Here is a 16,775-nt window from a genome sequence, read left to right as displayed (position 1 = left end):
AAACAACCGCAATGCGCAACGAAGCAACAGTTCGCTGCAACCGCAAAGAGTACCCTTTGATATTGAAGAGTTTCGGGCTTCTAAATGCTGGAAACGACTTACAGGGCTATGGGAAGCTCAAGTGTAACGCTTGCTCCTTTTTCGACTTGGTTGATTGCAACCACTCCTCCATGGCGTTTTGCCACCGCTGAGACAATTGACAATCCAAGGCCGCTGCCTTCCGAGTACTCTAGCTGCGAAAACCGACTGAATGCTGCTTCGCTTTGGGCGGGTGAAAGACCAGTTCCGTCATCGGCCACAGTAAGTTTGACATTTCCTCCGTCACAGAAGAGCACAATTGAAATTCGGCTCAACTTAGCGCCACCATGCTTAACTGCATTGTCCAGCAGGTTTTTGATGGCCTCAGTCAAAAATACCCGATCCCCTGTTACCATGATTGCAGACTCCGGCATCGTGACCTCAAAATCGATCCCATTTGCCAGAATGTGTACGCCCATCTCTGCACAAGCTTCTTCCACGACCAAGCGGAAATCAATCTTTTCCATCTGATCCTGATGCGTAGGTTGCCGCAGCCGTTCCAGTGATAACAGCTGTTCCGCCACAGTGGCCGAGTTCTTTGCTGCTGCCACAAGCTCGACAATGCGTTTGTCCCTGTCTTCATCCGTTTTTGCATCTCGCAGCGCCTCGGCCATGGACTGGACTGCGGCTGCTGGATTTCGCAGTTGATGCGCAGCTTCTGAGATAAACACTTGATGGGCGTTAATACTGTCTTCGACCTGCCCAAACAGCCGGTTCAGGGTCTGAACAATGCCACGGACTTCGGTCGGGACCGGGCGTTTTATCTTGCTGAGGTCGTCGGGCGAACGCAGGTCAATGGCGTCCTGCAAATCCAGCAACGGTCGCAGGCCGCGCGCAACGCCGAACCAGACGACAAAGCCAAGGGTGGCCATTAGGATGCCCATCAGTATAGCTGCTCGGATCGACAATTCATTGGCAAACGCGTTGCGATCCGCGATGCGTTGCCATGCGGTGACCGTCGCATCTCCTACAAGGTTATCCAGAGTGACCCGTTCGGTCATTTTCAATACGCGCACCTGCTCGTTACGATAGACCGCTTCGAAAAACTGGGGTTGGTAAACGTCCTGTTTTGTCGGGTTTGCCGAGGCAGGTGGATATGCGTAACCGGTTACGTAGATACCGCCGGGTCCGGTCACGTGGTAAAAAATCTCTCCCCCCGATGCATCGCGGATTAAGCTGCGGGTGGTGGGCGATAAAGCATCGCCGTCTGACACCGCCACATCGCGCGAGATCGCCAGACCAGCAGATAACAGGCTGTCGTCAAAAAGCTCTTGCGCCGTTTCCCGGGCAACCGTGTAGCGCCAATATCCAAGCAGAATCGCGAGCAACACCAAGGGTGTCAGGATCAGAATGAACAGCCTAAGCCGGAGCGAACCATGCCTGATCACTTCTGCACCTCAAGCAGATACCCAAGACCGCGGGCTGTCTTGATCCTAATACCAAGGTTCTGAAGGCGTTTGCGCAATCGCGATACATGAGGTTCAACGGCAGAGTCTTCGACATCCGCACCCACGCCATAGACATAGTCAGTCAGCTGGCCCTTGGGGACAATTCTGCCGCGCCGTTCCAGCAGGCATTCAAGCACAGCCATTTCTCGGCGTGGCACGTCAAGCACCTGTCCCTTTACGCTGACCTGCCGCGCGGTGCGGTCAAATTCCAGTTCTCCGATGGTCTCTTGCGAGCCGTAATCCAGTTGCTTGCGACGAGACAGGGCGCGGATGCGCGCCTCGAGCTCGTCCATCTCGAAAGGTTTGACCAGGTAGTCGTCAGCGCCCATATCCAGACCAGACACTCGGTCACTGGTCTCGGTGCGCGCGGTCAGCAGAATAACCGGGGCGCTGTCACCCCGGTTGCGCAACGACCGCAAGATTTCAAGCCCTGACCGACCCGGAAGGTTGATGTCCAGAACGATCAGGTCCGCGCCTTCCTGCTCTAGATACAGATCGGCTGCATCGCCGTCTGTCAGTACATCAGCAGCATGGCCCCGATCCCGCAGGCGATAGGCAATGGCGTTGGCGAGGGTCTCATTATCCTCGACGATGACGATCCGCATTCGGGCTCCCGCAAGTTTCGCGCAAGGTTGGCGCTCCATGATTGCCAGATAGGAGGGGGAATCAACCCCACAGTTCTATTTGCGATCACGGTGGCGCGGAGGGCGCCGACGTGGTTGTCTGGTCAACAGGGAGGATCCAATGGCCATTTCCAACTTCACCCGTCGCGCCGTCGTGGGGCTGATCGCCGCCGCCGGTATCGCAGCACCCGCCGCAGCCGAGGTCGATTTCTCGGGCAAGACCATTGAATGGGTCATCCCGTTCTCGGAAACCGGCGGGTCTGCCAAATGGGCCAACTTCTTTGCGCCGCTTCTGTCCGAGGCGCTGCCGGGTCAACCGACCGTGGTGGTGAAATTTATGCCGGGCGCGGGTTCGACCAAGGGTGCGAACTGGTTTCAGGAGCAAAGCCATGATGACGGTACGCTGCTGTTCGGCACCTCGGGTTCAACTCAATTCCCGTATCTGCTGAACGATCCGCGCGTGCGTTATGAATATAACGACTGGATTCCGGTTATGGCATCGGGCACCGGTGGCGTCGCCTATCTGAACGCTGAGGATGGCGCAAAGTTTGATGGCTCCGCAAACGCGCTGAAAGACACTAACTTCATCTACGGCTCGCAGGGTGCAACCCGGTTGGATTTGGTGCCGCTGCTGGCTTGGCAGATGTTGGGTATGAATGTTGAGCCTGTCTTTGGCATCAAAGGCCGTGGAGACGGACGCCTGATGTTCGAACGTGGAGAGGCCAACATCGATTATCAAACCTCCTCGGGCTATCTGGGCGGTTCGGCGCCGCTGGTCGAGGCTGGTCAGGCCGTGCCGATGATGACATGGGGTGCCTTGGATGCAGACGGCAACATCGTGCGCGATCCGACTTTCCCGGATATCCCGACTTTCAAAGAGGTCTGCGAGGCCACCGATGGCTGTGAAACCAGCGGTGAAGCATGGGACGCATGGAAAGCCTTCTTCGTGGCGGGCTTCCCGGTTCAGAAACTGGCCTTCCTGCCCGGTGACACGCCACAAGAGGTCGTTGATGCCTACACCGCGGCGTTCCAAGCTGTAACCGAGCGTGGTGACTTTGCAGACATTTCGTCCAAACGCGTAGGCAAGTATCCGGTGTTCGTCGGCGACGGCTCAAAAGCTGCGCTGCAAACCGCGACCAATGTGGATGACAATGCCAAGCAATATGTCCTGAACTGGCTGAAGGAAGCCTATGGTGTCGAGCTGAACTAAGCCGACACGTCGTCGCGCGCCCAACGAAGGGCGCGCGCTTTTCTACATACAAGACAATTTATGAAAGGCGGCCGATATGGAGGTTTTCGCCACCGCTCTACCTGCGCTTGGTGATGCGTGGGGTTTGATCCTGCAACCCATCGTTCTGGGCTATCTCGTGCTCGGCGTCGTTATGGGGCTGGCCGTGGGTGTTTTCCCGGGGCTTGGAGGCATTGCCGGCCTGTCGCTCTTGCTCCCTTTCATGTTCGGCATGGACCCGATCCTGGGTCTGGCCCTGATGATCGGGATGGTGGCGGTGGTTCCGACCTCTGACACTTTCGCATCGGTCCTGATGGGCATCCCCGGCAGTTCGGCATCGCAGGCCACAGTGCTGGATGGCTTCCCCATGGCCAAAAAGGGCGAGGCCGCGCGGGCGCTGTCGGCGGCCTTTTCCTCGTCCCTGTTCGGAGGGCTGGTCGGCGCGACCTTTCTGACCATGTTCATTCTGATCGCGCGCCCAATCGTTCTGGCCTTTGGACTGCCCGAGATGCTGATGATCACCATTCTTGGCCTGTCGATGGTCGCCATTTTGGCAGGACGCATCCCACTGAAAGGCGTCGCTGCCGCTGGATTAGGCCTGATGGTCGGCACTATTGGCGAGGCCGATGCCGGTGGATCGCTTCGGATGGCGACCTATGACATTCCTTATCTGACCGATGGCTTGAAACTTGTCATCGTCGGTTTGGGTATTTTTGCGGTGCCCGAAATCGTCTCGCTGCTGCGGCAGGATCGGTCGATTGCGAAAGGCGCGTCGTTAGGTGCTGGATGGCTGGAAGGCGTCAAAGACTGGTTTGCGAATATCTGGCTGTCGGTCCGCTGTTCGATCATCGGGGTCGTCGTCGGCGTCATTCCGGGCCTCGGCGGTTCGGTCGTTGACTGGATCGCTTATGGCCATTCGGTTCAAACCACCAAGGACAAGAGTAATTTCGGCAAAGGCGAAGTGCGCGGGGTCATCGGCCCGGAAAGCTCGAACAACGCTAAGGAAGGCGGCGGTCTGGTGCCGACGCTTCTGTTCGGAATTCCGGGCTCGGGCTCGATGGCAATCTTCATTGGTGCGGTTGCGTTGCTGGGGTCGGGAGATATCGAAGTCGGTCCGAGCATGCTTCAAGACAATCTCGACATCACCTATTCGATCGTCTGGCTGTTGGCGCTGGCCAACGTGGTGGGCACCATCCTGTGCATCGCGGCCTCGGGCGGGATCGCCAAGCTGACCACGATCCGCTTTACCTATCTGGCGCCGTTCCTGTTCATGTTGATCAGCTTTGCAGCCTTCCAATCCGGTCAGAACTTCGAAGACCTGCTGGCCTTGTTTGTGATTGGTTTGATCGGCATCTTCCTGCGACGGTTCGACTGGTCGCGCCCAGCTTTCCTGATCGGCTTTGTTCTGTCGAACCCGGTTGAAAAGTTCACCAATCAGGCCTTCCAGATTGCATCGTTCCGTTTCCGAAAGAGCTTTGGCGAAGGGATGGAATATGTCTTCAGCCCCATCGTCATTGTCTTGATCGTGGTCACGGTTGCCTCGGTTATTCTGGGCATCCGGCAAGCCAAGATGATCATGGCCGAGGGTGAGGTTCAGGCAGGTACAAAGCGTGCGCCATTGGTCTTTCTACTGGTGATCATGGCCTATCTGATCGTGGCTTTGGTCAATGCTAACATGATCCCTGACTACAACATGACCGACAAAATCATCCCCCTGGTGATCGGCTGCATCTCTTTGTTCTGCTGCGTGATTCTGCTGATCCAGATGATGCGGCGGCCCGAGGGCGACGCGATCTTTGCGGACAAGGAAATTGCGGGTGAGGACGCCAGTGCCCCCCATGGTTTGTGGTCCACGCTGGCGTGGTTCGCCGGTCTCATCGCGGCGACATGGGTGGTGGGGTTCATCCTTGCATTGCTGGGTTTCCTGATCGCGTTTTTCCGTATTCGGGCGGGGGCCAGCTGGCAGATGGCGCTGATCCTGACCGCCTCCGGTATTGGCTTTATGTGCCTGATGGCGGGTGCTCTGAACCGCGATTTCCCACCTGGACTGTTGCAGGACATGGTCAGCTTGCCCTGGCCATTGAAATGAGCAGCCCGATGACATCGCTCGGCCTGGGTACCGGGCCGGGCAGAAGAAACACCACTCAGTCTTGGCCAGGGGGGACCCGATGACCCAAACAGCAATCCCATATGTATTCATGCGGGGCGGAACCTCTCGGGGCCCGTATTTCCGCCGCTCGGATCTGCCCGAGGATCTGGACACTTTGGCCAAAGTGCTGATCGCTGCCCTCGGGGCCGGGCAGTCGCTGAACATTGATGGTATCGGCGGTGGCGCGGCGGTCACGACCAAGGTCGCGATGCTGTCGGTCAGCGAGGATGACTGGGCCGATATCGACTATTTCTTCGCGCAGGTTGCGGTCGAGGATAAGTTGGTCGACTTCAAACCAACTTGCGGCAACATCCTGTCAGGTGTCGCCCCCGCTGCAATCGAAATGGGGTTGTTTGAGCCCCAAGGCGATGAAACCGAAATCCGTATCCGGGCGGTCAACACCGGGGCCCGTGTAGTGGCCCGGATTCAGACACCCGGGGGAAGGCTGACCTATGAGGGTGATACAGGTATTGCCGGGGTGCCCGGCCAGTCTGCACCGGTGCAGCTGAGTTTCATGGGGGTGGTTGGGTCAGCAACCGGTGCTTTCCTGCCCACCGGCAACCTGCGTGACACAGTACAGGGGATCGAACTGACTTGCATGGACGTCGCCATGCCAATGGCCATTGCCTGCGCCGCCGATTTCGGACTGACGGGTTATGAAAGCGCCGAGGATCTCGACGCCAACCGCGCCTTTTTTGACCGGATGGAAGCCGTTCGGATCGAAGCCGGGGAACGGATGGGGATGGGAGATGTGTCCAAATCCGTGACCCCCAAATTCGGCCTTGTAGCTCCTGCCAAAGCGGGCGGAACGCTTGCGGTGCGGTATTTTATGCCGTGGAAGACCCACCCGACCATGGCGGTTACCGGTGCGCAGTGCATGGCGTCCTGCGCTTTGACGCCCGGCACGGTCGCGGACGGTTTGCTGGATCGCCCGACGACAAGCCCGGCTGAAGTCATATTGGAACATGCCTCGGGCACGATCGACGTATTGGTGGATTTCACCACTGAGAATGGGTTCACTGTAAACGCAGCAGGCTTGGTTCGTACCGCGCGCAAGTTGGCAGACGGCCATGTGTACGTTCCACAATCCGTGTGGAAAGGGAGTTGATTGGGTATTTCCAAATTAGTATACTTTTGTATACAAACGAGAGAGGTTACGATGGACGACTACTCGGAATGCCTCGATATCGCGCGTCAGGAGCTCCGGTTGGCGCAAGCTGCCTTGCGGCGGGATATGGCCGAATACCCCACGCCAATCGCGGGATGCGACGAGCAATTTAATCATCTGTTGGACCAAAGCGAACGCGTCCGAAACGCGCTGGCAGCACTTGACGTGCAGCATTTTGTGCCGACACCCAGAAAACTGACCACCGGGCAGAGTATAGAAAGCCGATGAAAGTACACATTCTGGACGATTGGTTCGACACGCTGCGTGGGCTGCCATGTTTTGAGAGACTCAACGCTCATGAAGTGACGGTGTGGACGGATCATGTCGAGGATCTTGACATCTTGGCCAAGCGTTTGCAGGAGGCTCAGGTGCTGGTGCTGTTCCGAGAGCGGACCAAAGTCACGCGCGCCTTGCTGGAAAAGTTGCCGAATTTGCAGCTGATCAGCCAGCGCAGCGTCTATCCCCATGTTGATGTGCCGGCCTGTACAGATCAGGGTGTTTTACTGTGTTCGAATATGCATAGCGGCACGCCGTCTTATGCTGCGGCGGAACTCACATGGGCGCTGATCATGGCTGGGATGCGGGATTTGCCCGCTCAGATGGCCTCGGTCAAGGCAGGGCACTGGCAGGCAGGGGTAGGCAAGACGCTACGCGGTCGTCAATTGGGGCTCTATGGTTACGGCCGTATCGCGCGTGCGGTTGCGGGTTATGCCGAGGCGTTCGGAATGAATGTCGTTTGGTGGTCGTCCGATGAAGGTCGGTCGCGTGCGCAAGCGGATGGCGCTAGGGTCGCGCCGAGCCGCGAGGCGTTTTTTGCCGATAGTGATGTTGTTTCGCTCCATGTGCGCCTGAAACCGGACACGCGTGCGATCATTACCGCATCGGATTTTGCGCAGATGCAGCCCGGGGCGATCTTCGTGAACACTTCACGGGCCGGGCTGATTGCTCCGGGCGCTTTGCTTGAAGCGCTCAACGCCGGTCGCCCCGGCAAAGCCGCGATTGATGTATTCGATTCCGAGCCACTGACTGACGCGACCGATCCTTTGCTGGCACATCCCAACCTGATCGCGACGCCGCATATTGGTTTTGTGACCGAGGATGAGTTCGACCTGCAATTTGCCGATATCTTCGATCAGGTAAATGCTTACGCCGACGGCGCGCCGATCCACATGATCAACCCCGAGGTTTGGACCACCGTAGAATAAGATTGGCGGCGATGGGCGCGCCGATGATCACCAGCACAATCCTTGTCAGATGGTGAGTGATCACAAAGCCCAGGTCCGCGCCTGAAACGATGGCCAGAACTGTCATCTCGGCCTGCCCGCCGGGCGCGAAGGCCAGAAACGCCTCGACCGGCTTGCCAAGCCCTAACGTGGTGACAACAGCAGTGAAGGCCGACGCCAACACGGCCAGGACAACCACATAGGCGCAACCCGCTGCCACGACCTTGCGCAATTCCACCCAGGTGACACCGACAAACTTCACTCCGATTCCGCAACCGATGAAGAATTGCGCGGCCAGGATGGCCTCGCGCGGGGGGCGGGTATGGATGAAGTCCCCAAGTGACAAAGCAGCTGTCAGGATCATCGGTCCCAGGATCGACGCGCCGAAGAGACCGATGCGCTCGCCGCCCTTCCAGCCGATAAAGGCGGCCAACACCATCAGGGCCAGTTCGTGAACGGGCAGGGCGTGTGCGGGTTCACCGATTGGGTTGGTCAGTTCAGCGCCATAGAAAACAGTCAGAAATAGCGGGGCCAACGTCACTATGATCAGCACGCGTGTGCCGTGGATCAGCGACAACGTGCGCGGATTGGCACCCGCCTCGGATCCGAAGATGATCATGTCCTGCAACCCGCCGGGCATGGCAGCATAAAAAGCGGTTGTAGTATCGAAGCCCCAAACCTTGCGGAAGAATGGCACTCCGACCAGTGCGATCAGCAGGATAAAGAACGGAACCAGCGCAATCGACGCGGCCATTTTCGGCAATTCGGCAAACAGGGCCGGAGTGATCGATGCTCCCACGGCAACGCCCAGGATAGTGCGCGCCGCCACCGAGACCTGCCCGAATCCCTCCATCGGCGCATGCGCCAGGGCTGCAATCAGACAGGCGCTCATTGGGCCGAACAGGAAGGGCAGGGGCAAATTCATTAACCAGAATGCTCCGGTGCCCAACACTGCAAGCGCGAAGGTCACGGCACGTTTTTTCGCTGATGAGGGTGCGTTGATCTGGGTGGACAAAATGTAGATTCCGGTGCGGTTGACTTAACTTGTATCCAAATGTATACAAGTGGACGCAATAACACAAGTGAGCGCGTGATGACCCTGCAGGACGACCCGTTACAGCCTGGCCCACAAGGCAATTCCGCCTATCAGCGCCTGCTGGATGAGATTCGCGAAGGTAGCCTGCCGCCCGGCGAACGCCTGCGCGAGATTGAGTTGTCCGAGAGGTTGGGAGTTAGCCGCACGCCTGTGCGCGAAGCGATCCGACAGCTGGAAGCGGATGGCTTGGTAACACATATCCCCCGTCAAGGCGCGACGGTACGCAGCCTGGATTACGCCGAAGTGATGGAGCTCTATGAGATGCGCGCTGTGCTCGAGGGCACTGCGGCCCGTTTGGCGGCAAGGGCGGCGTCCGATGTCGAACTGGATGAGCTGGATGTGCTGAATGACCGGCTGGCCGAGGCAGGCACCGGTCCGGAGGCCGCGCGGATCAATCGGATTTTCCATGCGACGCTTCTGGATGCGGCCAAGAACCGGTTTCTGGCTAAATCCATGTTGTCTTTACAAAAGGCGTTGCTGATCCTGGGTCCGTCGCAATTGCTGGACGGCGACCGAGCCGAGGTCGCAGTAGCCGAGCATCGCCTTATCATGGCCGCCTTGAAAGCCCGGGATGGCGCGGCGGCTGAGAAAGAGATGCGCGCACATATCCACGCAGCACAACGCATGCGCATTCGTGCCTTGCAGGAGCGCGACCGAACAACGGACCAAACTCAATAGGCGGAAACCACATGGCCACCCAAAAGGAAGCCTACGATATCGCTGTGATTGGCGGAGGTAACGCCGCCCTGTGCGCTGCGATGACCGCCGCCGAAGCAGGCGCGCGCGTTCTTATCCTCGAAGCGGCGCCAAAACCCTATCGTGGCGGAAACTCTCGCCACACCCGAAACTTTCGCTGTATGCATTCCAGCCCGTTGGGCCCGCTGGTCGAGGAATACAGCGAAGACGAATACCTGTCAGATCTGCTCAAGGTTACCGGGGGCAAAACCGACAAAGATCTGGCGCGCCTCGCAATTCGCACGTCCGAGGAATGTCTTCCCTGGATGGAGGACCACGGAGTTCGGTTCCAGCCCTCTTTGTCGGGGACGCTATCGCTGGCGCGGACGAATGCGTTCTTTATGGGCGGCGGTAAATCGCTGGTAAATGCCTATTACCGGACAGCAGCGAAGCTGGGCGTCGAAGTCCTGTACGAAGCCGCCGTCACGCATCTCGAATTGAACGGAGACCGGATTGAGTGGGTAGACTTCACCTGCGAAGGCCAATCCCATCGCATAACGCCCAAAGCGGTCATCGTCGCTTCGGGCGGCTTTCAGGCTGACACCGATTGGCTGACGCGTGCGTGGGGACCTGCGGCACGCAACTTCCTGATCCGGGGCACGCCCTATAACCGGGGTGTCGTGCTGGCCGATCTTCTGGATCAAGGCGTCGAGAGCGTTGGAGACCCGACACAATGCCACGCCGTTGCCGTCGACGGGCGTGCTCCGAAATTCGATGGCGGCATCGTCACCCGTCTGGACTGCGTTCCATTCTCAATTGTTGTCAACAAAGATGCCGAGCGGTTCTATGACGAGGGCGAGGACGTCTGGCCAAAGCGTTACGCGATCTGGGGTCGCCTAGTCGCAGCCCAGCCGGATCAGGTGGGCTATGTGATCATTGATGCCAAATCGCTGAACCTGTTCATGCCGTCGGTTTTTCCGCCGTTAAAGGCCGACACGCTCGAGGAACTGGCCAAAGCGATGGGTCTGCCCGCCGATAAACTGACCACGACCGTCGCAGAATTCAACGCCGCCTGCGGTGACACAAGTGGCTTTCATCCAACGGAATTGGACGGAGTTTCAACTACCGGCCTGACCCCACCCAAAACCAATTGGGCGCGCCCGATCACCGAGCCTCCTTACTATGGCTACTCGCTGCGCACCGGTGTGACCTTCACCTATCTGGGGCTCAAGGTGGATGAATCTGCGCAATGTTCATTGTCAAACGGCAAAATCCAGAACCTCTGGGCGGCGGGCGAAACCATGGCTGGGTCGATTTTGGGGCAGGGTTATCTGGCCGGGTTCGGCATGACCATCGGAACCGTCTTCGGACGCATTGCAGGACGAGAGGCCGCTTCTTATGCGAACTGAACTGATACAGGAAGCCCGCCGTCAGGCTGAGATCTGCAATGCCTGCCGGTATTGCGAAGGCTATTGCTCGGTCTTTCCGTCGCTTCACGCTGAACGCGCATTCTCGGACGGCGATATCACGCAATTGGCCAATCTCTGCCATAACTGCAGAGGATGTTACTATGCCTGCCAATACACGGCGCCGCATGAGTTCGACCTCAACCTGCCGAAGGCTCTGGCCGAGGTCCGGCGCGACAGTTGGGAAAGCTTCACCTGGCCGCAACCTCTGGCGCGCTGCTTCCGTAGCCATGGTGGGGCGATCGCTCTGGCTCTGGTCGTTGGCTTCGCGCTTATTTTTTGGGCCATTCGCGCGATCGGCTCGACCGGAGGCGAAGGCTTCTACTCTGTCCTCTCTCACAATGCGATGGTGTTGATTTTTGCTCCGGCATTCCTTCTGCCGTTGTTCAGCATTGGCATCAGCTTGCGGCGCTATTGGCACGCAGTTGGAGGCCAGCCGATCCAACTGGGAGACTTGAAAGCCGCGCTAAGCCGAACGGCCAAAATGCAGGACCTGGCTGCTGGCCACGGGGAGGGTTGCAATTTCGAGGACGAAGACCGTTTTAGCCAGGCTCGCCGCCACGTGCATCATGCGATCATGTACGGGTTTCTGCTGTGTTTTGCTTCGACTTCGGTGGCGACGATCATGCATTACGGGTTCGATCTGCACGCACCTTACGGGTTCTGGTCATTGCCGAAGCTGTTTGGAGTCACAGGGGGCGTTTTGCTCACTGCTGGCTGCTACATGATGGTCCGGCTGAAACAGAAGTCAGACCGCAATCTCGGCGATGTTTCAGCTTGGGGCGGAGAAATCGGATTTATATTACTTCTTGGGTTTGTAGCGTTGAGCGGGCTTGTTCTTTACGCTTTCGGTTCATCCGCAGTAATGCCTGCACTGCTTGCCGTCCATCTGGGGTCGGTTCTCGCGTTCTTCCTTCTTACGCCTTACACAAAAATGGCGCACGGTTTCTATCGGCTTGCTGCCCTTGTCAGGGATGCGCAACGAAAAAGAGATGTGCCGGTGGTCCGCTAGCAGCCCGCATTTCCTGAGTGAGGTAAAGGAAAACGCATTTAAAATCGAAGGACGCTGTGTCGCGGGTGGCAGTCAACGTCCCAAAGGGTTCGCGTGAATATTTCTCAGCAGCACTGAAAGATACCGCCACGAAAAGTGTGGAATTGATGGAAAAGCTTGGAGTCGCGAGTGGTAAAGTCTGTGCGCCGATCGAAAACAGAATGACGAAAAATCTATGAATTAGGTGCCTCTGAACGGCAGAGCCGATGGCAGGTGTCGACAGATTGGCATCTTTGTTCTGAGCGTTAATTCCTTTCTGGAATCATTAACCCCCCCTTCTTCACTAAAAGGTCGACAATTGCGCCGACCCCTTTTTTGTGACGAAGGGACGTGAACAAAAAGGGCCGTCCATTGCGCATTCTGGCTGCATCTCTATCCATGACCTCCAGTGAAGCGCCAACATGCGGCGCCAGATCGGTCTTGTTTATGACCAGGATGTCGGATTTCGTTATTGCCGGTCCGCCTTTTCGCGGGATTTCCTCTCCTGCTGCGACGTCGATCACATAGATTGTAAGGTCTGCGAGTTCTGGACTGAATGTAGCCGACAGGTTGTCGCCGCCACTTTCGATCAGAACGATGTCAAGATCGGGATGCCGGTTTCGCATTTCAGCAACCGCTGCAAGGTTTATCGATGAATCCTCACGGATAGCTGTATGTGGGCAACCCCCCGTTTCGACACCGATGATCCTGTCTCTTGGCAAGACCTGCAAGCGCATCAGCGCCTCGGCGTCTTCCTGAGTGTAAATATCATTGGTGATAACGCCCACTGAACAAACATCGCGCAGGGTTTCAGATAGGGCAGCCGTCAAGGTGGTCTTTCCGGCTCCAACCGGACCACCGATGCCGACGCGAAGAGGGCCGTTCATACTGCTCATGTTCGGAATATCCTTGAATACTGTGTTTCGTGTCTCATCGACGCGATATCCGTCAGGAACGCAGTCGAACTCAATTCGTCCAAGCCTGCCATTTGCGCTTGTTCAGCGATATGAGCACATAGCGGTGTTAAATTACGGATCAGCTTTTGAGCGTCGGTTTGCCCCAGCGGCACAAGGCGCGTTGCGCACGCGACCAAGTTGCTTGCAAACGCTTGTAGATACAGCTGTGTCGTTAACAGTATGGGAAGGCTCTGCAGATGCGCGGCGTAGCCCACAGACACTGGGTAGGAAAGCTGTTGGATGTCTAAATCCCAGACGTCTCCTGTGACGGTCCCGAATGCCTGTCCCAGCAATTCGGTTTCCATTTTTCTTTCCGATGAAGCGCAGATCGCCCGTGCCTTGGTATCAACGCTGATAAGCTCATCATTGTTCTGCGCGTTGTAAGCGGACACTACGAACAGAGCGTCATTCCATCCCGACCCATGTTCCAGCACATCAGAAATCCAGGCTTCGGCGTCTTGTGAACTGGCGATAGCCCCCTCGTCAATTGCGGCTTCCAGCCCATGAGAATATGCAAAGCCTCCCACAGGATATGCCGGAGACAACCACTGGGTCAGCGTCAGGATATCAGCTTCAGTGGGCGTGGCCATGTGTCCTGCCGTGGCCGTAGGCCCCGCCTTCAGGGGTGAACGGTTCGTGCACCTCACGTACTGTGGCCCCGATTTTCAAAAGCATGTCTCGGATCACATGATCGACCTGGATCAACAGACGATCCTTTTCGATCTGGCAGGGCGTGTGGCGATTGCCGATATGCCATGCGATACGTGTCAGATCAGGAGCCGAGACCTCCAGCAAGGCTTCGGGCGCGGCCTGGATTTCAACCGCGCGCCCGTCGTCCAAGATCAGCGCGCCGCCGTGATCCAGTGAGGTTGTCTGAGCCAGGTCGACCAGAATCTGTTCGCCGCTTTCGCATGTTAAAACCTTTCGGCGCAAAAACCGATCGTCATAGGTCAACGACAGACAATCGGCAGTGTCGTCGTGCATGTGATCCGAGTAACGGCGTGCGGTGCAGAGCAAGGCGGTCATACCGTCGCCTCCTCTGGAGCAGAAATGGTCAGAGCCAGATCGAATCCGAAAACACCCGATGCACGATCCGTTCGCGTGATAGGCCGCGTTTTTTCAACTCTTCGTCGCTGAGCGATTGCAGGAATTCGACTTGCCGCACGCGCGATTGAGCTTCGGCCAAACTGATCAGAGCCCCGTAGATTGATGATCCGATGGACGCGATCAGACCGGGCAGCGAAAAGCCTGCGTGTGATTGTGTTGCTGAGTGTGCCATTTGGACCCTCGTAAACGTTGGTCCTCCCTTGAGCATTAATATCTGTCATATCGGCCTCACGTTGAAGTGGGTGTTTGGTCATTTCTGCCTTGCGCACGGTGCAACGCAGCATAATTTTTAGTCAGAACATAAAGTATCGCTGTGCCATCGGCAGCACTTCGGCCGGTTGGCAGGTCAGCAATTCACCGTCTGCTCGGACCTCATAGGTTTCCGGATCAACTTCGACATGCGGCGTCGCGTTGTTGAGCAAAAGATCCTGTTTGCCAATCTCTCGTGTGTTTTGGACAGCGACGGTCTGCTTCGCCAAGCCCAGTGTATCGCCAATCCTGTCGGCCTGTGCGGCCTCAGAGACAAATGTGATTGCCGAATGCTCGACCGAGCGGCCATAGGCCCCGAACATCGGGCGGCTATAGACTGGTTGCGGTGTGGGGATCGACGCGTTTGGGTCACCCATTTGGGCACAAGCAATCGTACCGCCCAGCAAAACCATCTCGGGTTTCACACCAAAAAAGGCAGGGTTCCATAAAACGAGATCGGCACGTTTGCCTTCTTTGATACTGCCAATCTCGTGGCTCAGGCCATGGGCAATGGCCGGGTTGATCGTGTATTTGGCGATATAGCGTCTGACGCGCAGGTTGTCGTTTTCGCCTGTTTCCTCGGGAAGGCGCCCGCGCTGTTTCTTCATTTTGTCGGCGGTTTGCCACGTCCGGATCAACACCTCGCCCACGCGGCCCATAGCCTGACTGTCGGACGCAATGATGCTGAACGCGCCCATGTCGTGCAGGATATCTTCAGCCGCGATGGTCTCACGCCGGATGCGGCTTTCAGCAAAAGCCACGTCCTCGGGGATGGATTTGTCGAGGTGATGGCAGACCATCAGCATGTCCAGATGTTCCTCGACCGTGTTCACCGAAAAAGGCCGCGTGGGGTTTGTAGAGGAGGGCAGGACATGGTCCTCTCCGCAGATTTTGATGATATCTGGTGCGTGGCCGCCGCCCGCGCCTTCAGTGTGGAAAGCGTGGATAGTCCGACCCTTTATCGCGGCAACCGTATTTTCAACAAACCCGGATTCGTTGAGCGTGTCAGTGTGGATCATCACCTGAACGTCCATCGCGTCAGCGACCGAAAGGCAGCAATCGATGGCCGCCGGGGTCGTACCCCAGTCCTCGTGCAGTTTCAGGGCACAAGCCCCGGCTTTGACCTGTTCCTCCAAAGCAGCGGGAAGCGAAGCATTTCCCTTGCCTGCAAAAGCAAGATTCATGGGAAAAGCATCCGCCGCCTGCAACATCCGGCCAATATGCCACGGGCCCGGGGTACATGTGGTCGCCAGAGTGCCATGTGCCGGGCCGGTGCCACCGCCAAGCATGGTCGTCAGGCCAGAATGCAGCGCGTCCTCGATCTGTTGCGGGCAGATGAAGTGAATATGGCTGTCGAACCCGCCAGCCGTCAGGATGCGACCTTCGCCCGCGATGGCTTCTGTGCCGGGACCGATGATGATGTCTACTCCGGGTTGCGTATCTGGATTTCCGGCTTTGCCGATCTTGGCGATGCGCCCGTTCTTCAGACCGACATCCGCCTTGTAGATACCCGAGTGATCCACGATCAGAGCATTGGTGATCACAGTGTCCACGGCCCCCTCGGCTCGCGTGGCCTGTGACTGCCCCATCCCATCGCGAATGACTTTGCCGCCACCGAACTTGACCTCTTCACCATAGACATCTTCGCGGTGGCCGGTTTCACTAAAACGCGCAGTTGTTGCGCGCTCCACGATAAGGTCTTTTTCTACCTCGATGATCAGATCGGTATCTGCCAATCGTACTTTGTCGCCGACCGTGGGGCCGAACATGGAGGCATAGTCACTCCGACTGATCTTGCCCGGCATCTTTCAGAGCCCCCATGATATGCATATTGAAACCGTAAATGTGCCGGCGCCCTTCAAATGGCACCAGTATAACTTCGCGAGTTTGGCCTGGCTCAAATCGCACCGCGGTACCCGCCGGGATGTCCAGCCGCATACCCAAAGCTGCATACCGATCAAAATCCAGGGCCGAGTTTGCTTCGGAAAAATGGTAGTGGCTGCCGACCTGTATGGGTCGATCGCCTGTATTGGCGACAATAACAAGACGGCTGCTGCGTCCCGCGTTCAGTGTCAGTGAGCCTTCGGCAGGTATAATCTCACCCGGAATCATTTCGGCAGCTTCAAAATCACGGTTATGGCGATGACCCCGATCAAAGCCAACCCAACTGCAAGCGCGGTGTAATCGCTGCCATGGGCGTGAATATGGGTATCCGAATGGGCCGTGGCCGGACCAGCCAGAATGAGAGCGGGAAACAGCATGCGGATCATGGGTGACTC

General features: G+C 57.3%; 18 protein-coding genes. 8 read left to right on the top strand and 10 right to left on the bottom strand.

Annotated features, from left to right (window positions below):
• Window positions 1–98: 98 nt before the first annotated feature.
• Together GOW04_RS13965 and GOW04_RS13960 are read right to left on the bottom strand one after the other, a co-directional pair.
• Entirely contained in the window at window positions 99–1,409 is a 1,311-nt protein-coding gene (locus tag GOW04_RS13965; RefSeq protein ID WP_371814405.1) for a sensor histidine kinase, read from the bottom strand.
• A 53-nt stretch (window positions 1,410–1,462) separates the two neighbouring features.
• Window positions 1,463–2,131: a response regulator transcription factor gene (locus GOW04_RS13960; RefSeq protein WP_171118947.1), complete on the bottom strand. Its 669-nt coding sequence runs from the start codon at window positions 2,129–2,131 to the stop codon at window positions 1,463–1,465.
• Between the two features lie 139 nt (window positions 2,132–2,270).
• On the opposite strand from GOW04_RS13960, the gene GOW04_RS13955 reads away from it, so the two are divergent.
• The 5 genes from GOW04_RS13955 to GOW04_RS13935 all read left to right on the top strand — a co-directional run bounded on the left by GOW04_RS13955 (window position 2,271) and on the right by GOW04_RS13935 (window position 7,899).
• Window positions 2,271–3,359, top strand: a complete 1,089-nt coding sequence (locus GOW04_RS13955) for a tricarboxylate transporter (RefSeq protein WP_171118945.1) — start codon at window positions 2,271–2,273, stop codon at window positions 3,357–3,359.
• Window positions 3,360–3,435: 76 nt separating this feature from the next.
• Window positions 3,436–5,466, top strand: coding sequence for a tripartite tricarboxylate transporter permease (locus tag GOW04_RS13950; RefSeq protein ID WP_171232939.1), 2,031 nt, complete (start codon window positions 3,436–3,438; stop codon window positions 5,464–5,466).
• Between the two features lie 79 nt (window positions 5,467–5,545).
• Window positions 5,546–6,634, top strand: coding sequence for a 4-oxalomesaconate tautomerase (locus GOW04_RS13945; RefSeq protein ID WP_152459103.1), 1,089 nt, complete (start codon window positions 5,546–5,548; stop codon window positions 6,632–6,634).
• Between the two features lie 51 nt (window positions 6,635–6,685).
• Entirely contained in the window at window positions 6,686–6,922 is a 237-nt protein-coding gene (locus GOW04_RS13940; protein WP_152459102.1) for a hypothetical protein, read from the top strand.
• Window positions 6,919–7,899 (top strand): D-2-hydroxyacid dehydrogenase family protein, encoded by a 981-nt coding sequence (locus GOW04_RS13935; RefSeq protein WP_171232937.1) that lies wholly within the window; start codon window positions 6,919–6,921, stop codon window positions 7,897–7,899. Before GOW04_RS13940 ends, GOW04_RS13935 begins: the two co-directional genes overlap by 4 nt.
• Here the strand turns inward: GOW04_RS13935 and GOW04_RS13930 are convergent.
• Window positions 7,868–8,842, bottom strand: coding sequence for an AbrB family transcriptional regulator (locus GOW04_RS13930; RefSeq protein WP_254430152.1), 975 nt, complete (start codon window positions 8,840–8,842; stop codon window positions 7,868–7,870). The two genes, GOW04_RS13935 and GOW04_RS13930, sit on opposite strands and share 32 nt — an antisense overlap.
• A gap of 168 nt (window positions 8,843–9,010) precedes the next feature.
• Here GOW04_RS13930 and GOW04_RS13925 point away from each other — a divergent pair, with 168 nt between their 5' ends.
• From GOW04_RS13925 to tcuB, 3 genes are read left to right on the top strand one after another with little or no spacing between them, the layout of a single operon-like run.
• A complete protein-coding gene (locus GOW04_RS13925; RefSeq protein ID WP_171118934.1) occupies window positions 9,011–9,691 on the top strand; it encodes a GntR family transcriptional regulator in 681 nt (226 codons plus the stop codon).
• An 11-nt stretch (window positions 9,692–9,702) separates the two neighbouring features.
• Entirely contained in the window at window positions 9,703–11,097 is a 1,395-nt protein-coding gene (tcuA, locus tag GOW04_RS13920; protein ID WP_171232936.1) for an FAD-dependent tricarballylate dehydrogenase TcuA, read from the top strand.
• Window positions 11,087–12,166, top strand: coding sequence for a tricarballylate utilization 4Fe-4S protein TcuB (tcuB, locus tag GOW04_RS13915; RefSeq protein ID WP_171232934.1), 1,080 nt, complete (start codon window positions 11,087–11,089; stop codon window positions 12,164–12,166). Before tcuA ends, tcuB begins: the two co-directional genes overlap by 11 nt.
• A gap of 284 nt (window positions 12,167–12,450) precedes the next feature.
• On the opposite strand, the gene ureG is transcribed toward tcuB, so the two are convergent.
• From ureG to GOW04_RS13880, 7 genes are all read right to left on the bottom strand, one after another.
• A complete protein-coding gene (gene ureG / locus GOW04_RS13910; protein ID WP_171232932.1) occupies window positions 12,451–13,080 on the bottom strand; it encodes an urease accessory protein UreG in 630 nt (209 codons plus the stop codon).
• Window positions 13,077–13,730: an urease accessory protein UreF gene (locus GOW04_RS13905; RefSeq protein ID WP_171232931.1), complete on the bottom strand. Its 654-nt coding sequence runs from the start codon at window positions 13,728–13,730 to the stop codon at window positions 13,077–13,079. Before GOW04_RS13905 ends, ureG begins: the two co-directional genes overlap by 4 nt.
• Window positions 13,714–14,166 (bottom strand): urease accessory protein UreE, encoded by a 453-nt coding sequence (gene ureE, locus GOW04_RS13900; protein ID WP_171229062.1) that lies wholly within the window; start codon window positions 14,164–14,166, stop codon window positions 13,714–13,716. The genes GOW04_RS13905 and ureE overlap by 17 nt, the downstream gene beginning before the upstream one ends.
• A gap of 28 nt (window positions 14,167–14,194) precedes the next feature.
• Entirely contained in the window at window positions 14,195–14,419 is a 225-nt protein-coding gene (locus tag GOW04_RS13895) for a DUF1127 domain-containing protein (protein WP_171232930.1), read from the bottom strand.
• Window positions 14,420–14,540: 121 nt separating this feature from the next.
• On the bottom strand, window positions 14,541–16,301 hold the full coding sequence (gene ureC / locus GOW04_RS13890) for an urease subunit alpha (RefSeq protein ID WP_171232929.1): 1,761 nt from the start codon (window positions 16,299–16,301) through the stop codon (window positions 14,541–14,543).
• Window positions 16,276–16,608 (bottom strand): urease subunit beta, encoded by a 333-nt coding sequence (locus tag GOW04_RS13885; protein ID WP_171229060.1) that lies wholly within the window; start codon window positions 16,606–16,608, stop codon window positions 16,276–16,278. The genes ureC and GOW04_RS13885 overlap by 26 nt, the downstream gene beginning before the upstream one ends.
• Window positions 16,605–16,766, bottom strand: a complete 162-nt coding sequence (locus GOW04_RS13880; protein WP_171169025.1) for a hypothetical protein — start codon at window positions 16,764–16,766, stop codon at window positions 16,605–16,607. Before GOW04_RS13880 ends, GOW04_RS13885 begins: the two co-directional genes overlap by 4 nt.
• Between the last annotated feature and the right edge of the window lie 9 nt (window positions 16,767–16,775).

This window comes from Ruegeria sp. HKCCA4812, from assembly GCF_013034245.1.
In the GTDB taxonomy this organism is placed as follows: Bacteria; Pseudomonadota; Alphaproteobacteria; order Rhodobacterales; family Rhodobacteraceae; genus Ruegeria.
This window is presented reverse-complemented; position numbering and strand designations above follow the sequence as displayed.